This is a genomic window from Gryllotalpicola sp. CP2-P1, assembly GCF_057512245.1.
The window spans coordinates 1-2,919 of the sequence record NZ_JBLRDT010000255.1; the positions used below are offsets into that span (position 1 = coordinate 1).

General features: G+C 68.8%; 4 protein-coding genes. 2 read left to right on the forward strand and 2 right to left on the reverse strand.

Annotated features, from left to right (window positions below; all coding sequences use genetic code 11):
* On the forward strand, positions 1-945 hold a 945-nt coding region (locus ACM2XV_RS13825; protein ID WP_487027343.1), incomplete at its 5' end, for a DNA recombination protein RmuC.
* Between the two features lie 35 nt (positions 946-980).
* Positions 981-2,009, forward strand: coding sequence for a class II fructose-bisphosphate aldolase (gene fbaA / locus ACM2XV_RS13830; RefSeq protein ID WP_344773930.1), 1,029 nt, complete (start codon positions 981-983; stop codon positions 2,007-2,009).
* 34 nt (positions 2,010-2,043) lie between these two features.
* On the opposite strand, the gene ACM2XV_RS13835 is transcribed toward fbaA, so the two are convergent.
* Both ACM2XV_RS13835 and ACM2XV_RS13840 read right to left on the reverse strand, forming a co-directional pair.
* Positions 2,044-2,493, reverse strand: coding sequence for a GNAT family N-acetyltransferase (locus ACM2XV_RS13835; RefSeq protein WP_344773928.1), 450 nt, complete (start codon positions 2,491-2,493; stop codon positions 2,044-2,046).
* A 22-nt stretch (positions 2,494-2,515) separates the two neighbouring features.
* Positions 2,516-2,919 (reverse strand): DUF6264 family protein (locus ACM2XV_RS13840; RefSeq protein WP_487027344.1); only part of this gene is annotated, 404 nt, incomplete at its 5' end.

Below are 2,919 nucleotides of genomic sequence, written 5' to 3' on the forward strand. Positions count from 1 at the left end.
CCGGTGCGCGAGACGCTCGGCGCCATGCAGCAGAAGGTCGCCGAGCTCGAGCGCGAGCGCGCCCAGCAGTACGGCTCGCTCGCCGAGCAGCTGAGGCTGGCTCGACGCAGCGACGAGCAGCTGCGGGCGACGACCGAGTCGCTCGCCGGCGCGCTGCGCTCGAACTCCACCCGGGGCGTCTGGGGTGAGACGCAGCTGCGCCGCGTCGTCGAGGCCGCGGGGCTGACCGAGCACGTCGATTTCACGGTGCAGACCACGATCTCGACGGATGCCGGAACGCTGCGCCCCGACATGGTGATCCGCCTGCCCGGCGGCAAGCAGCTCGCCGTCGACTCCAAGGTCCCGCTCGAGAGCTATCTCGAAGCCTCCGCGATCCCCGACACGGCCTCGGGCGACGAGGCGGCACGGCGCGCCGCGCTGCTCGCGGCGCACGTGAAGGCCGTGCGCGGCCATATCGACGCGCTCGCCAAGAAGGCCTACTGGCAGGGGCTCGAGGTGAGCCCCGAGTTCGTGATCGCCTTCGTGCCGAGCGAGTCACTGCTGGCATCCGCCCTCGACGCTGACCCGGCGCTGCTCGACTACGCCTTCGGGAAGCGCGTCGCGCTCGCGTCCCCCGTCAACCTCTGGGCCGTTCTGAAGACGGTCGCCGTCACGTGGCAGCAGCAGGCGGTCACCGATGAGGCTCGCACCCTGTTCGATCTGGGCAACCTGCTCTACTCGCGCATCGGCACGCTCGCCGGCCACGCCGACTCGCTGCGGAAGGCGATCGAGCGCACCGTCGAGTCATACAACAGCTTCGCCGGCACCCTCGAGACCCGTGTGCTCGTGACGGCGCGGCAGTTCCCGGGCATCGACCCGGGGCGACTGAGCCAGGTTCCCGAACCGGAAAGAATCGACAAGGTTCCGCGGCCGCTGACCGCTCTCGAGCTGACCGAATCGCCCTAAGGTAAGAATCGGCCCGCTACTTCGAAGGAGATCCGATGCCCGTCGCAACGCCTGATCAGTACGCCGAGATGCTCGACAAGGCCAAGGCGGGCGGCTTCGCCTACCCGGCCTTCAATGTGTCGTCGTCGCAGACGATCAATGCGGTTCTCCAGGGGCTCGCCGAGGCCGAGTCCGACGGCATCATCCAGGTCACGACGGGCGGGGCCGACTACTTCGCCGGGCAGTCGGTGAAGGCGCGCGCCACCGGCGCGCTGGCCATGGCGCGGTTCGCCACCGAGGTGGCCAAGAACTACGGCATCACGGTCGCTCTGCACACCGACCACTGCCCCCAGCCGGCGCTCGAGAGCTTCCTGCTCCCGCTGCTCGCGGCGAGCGAAGAGCAGGTGCGCGCCGGCGGCGAGCCGGTCTTCCAGTCCCACATGTGGGACGGGTCCGCGGTGCCGCTCGACGAGAACATCTCCATCGCCCGCGACGTTCTGAAGCGCACCAGTGCGATTAACGCCATTCTCGAGATCGAGATCGGCGTCGTTGGCGGCGAGGAAGACGGCATCAAGCACGAGGGAACGAACGAGGCGCTCTACACGACGGTCGGCGACGTCACGAAGGCGGTCGAGGCGCTCGGCCTCGGCGAGAACGGCCGCTACATCGCGGCCCTCACCTTCGGCAACGTCCACGGCGTCTACAAGCCGGGCAACGTCAAGCTGCGGCCCGAGCTTCTGGGCGAGATCCAGGCCGGCATCGTCGAGAGGTTCGGCCACGGGCCGAAGCCCCTCGACCTCGTCTTCCACGGCGGCTCGGGCTCCTCGGCCGAAGAGATCGCCGAGGCCGTGCGCAACGGCGTCGTCAAGATGAACATCGACACCGACACCCAGTACGCCTTCACACGCTCCATCGCCGGCTACATGTTCGCCAATTACGACGGCGTGCTGAAGGTCGACGGCGAGGTCGGCGACAAGAAGAAGTACGACCCGCGCGCGTGGGGCAAGGTCGCTGAATCGGGCATGGCCGAGCGTGTCGTCGAGGCGGCGCAGCAGCTCGGCTCGGCGGGCAAGAGCGGCAGGTGACCGGTCGGGCGGCTGCGGCCGTCCCAGCGGGCGGCTACTGCGCGCCCTGAGCCGGCTGCCAGCGGTAGACGTTCGTGTTCCGCTGCACGAAGCCGCTGGTCTTGTAGAGGTGGTTGGCCGCCTCGCGGTCGGGGCGCGACGTCAAGTCGATGGTGCGCGCGTGGAAGCGCCCGTTCGCCTCGTCGATGAGATGCGTCAGCAGCCGCCGGGCGATGCCGTGCCCACGCGCGCGCTCGTCGACCACGACGTCGTCGACATGGGCGCGGATGCCGGTGGGAATCGGGTACACGACGAGCGAGGCCGCGCCGACGATGCGCCCATCGAGCCGCGCGACATAGAGGTGCGTCGCCTCGCTCGCGACGATCGCCGTGACGAGCTCGACGTCGAAGACCGCCGTCGACGAGAGCCCCGGCAGGAGTCGCTCGATGGTCTCGGCCAGTTCGTCGCTGAACGCGGTGACTTCCTCGATGCTGATGTCGGCCATGCCGCGAGAGTACCGAATCGAATCAGGTCGAAGACCCGGTGTCGCCGGGCACGGGCGTCGGGATGATCTGCATCAGCTCGGGGTTCTCGCCGAGGGCGATGATGAAGATCGCGGCGAAGAGGATGAACGCGACGAAGGCCCCCACGAGGGGAATCCACCACGAGCGGCGCCCCGCGCGCATCGACGTGATCGAGACGATCAGGGTGACGAGCCACACGACGGCGTAGATGATCGCCTGCCCCTGCCACAGCCAGGCCGGAAGAGCGTCGGCGAGGTGCTCGTAGCTCTCCCCCATGACCGCCACTGACTCGCGCATGACGCTGCCGCCGTTGAAGGCGTCGGTCACCACGCTGAACACGTTGGAGAGGCCGAAGCCGAGCAGAACGAAGGTGACGAGGCGGTCGACGAACCCCACGCGCCGCACCG

Coding starts and splice junctions, on each gene's coding strand:
- fbaA (WP_344773930.1), top strand. CDS start 981: ATGCCCGTCGCAACGCCTGATCAGTACGCCGAGATGCTCGACAAGGCC.
- ACM2XV_RS13835 (WP_344773928.1), bottom strand. CDS start 2,493: ATGGCCGACATCAGCATCGAGGAAGTCACCGCGTTCAGCGACGAACTG.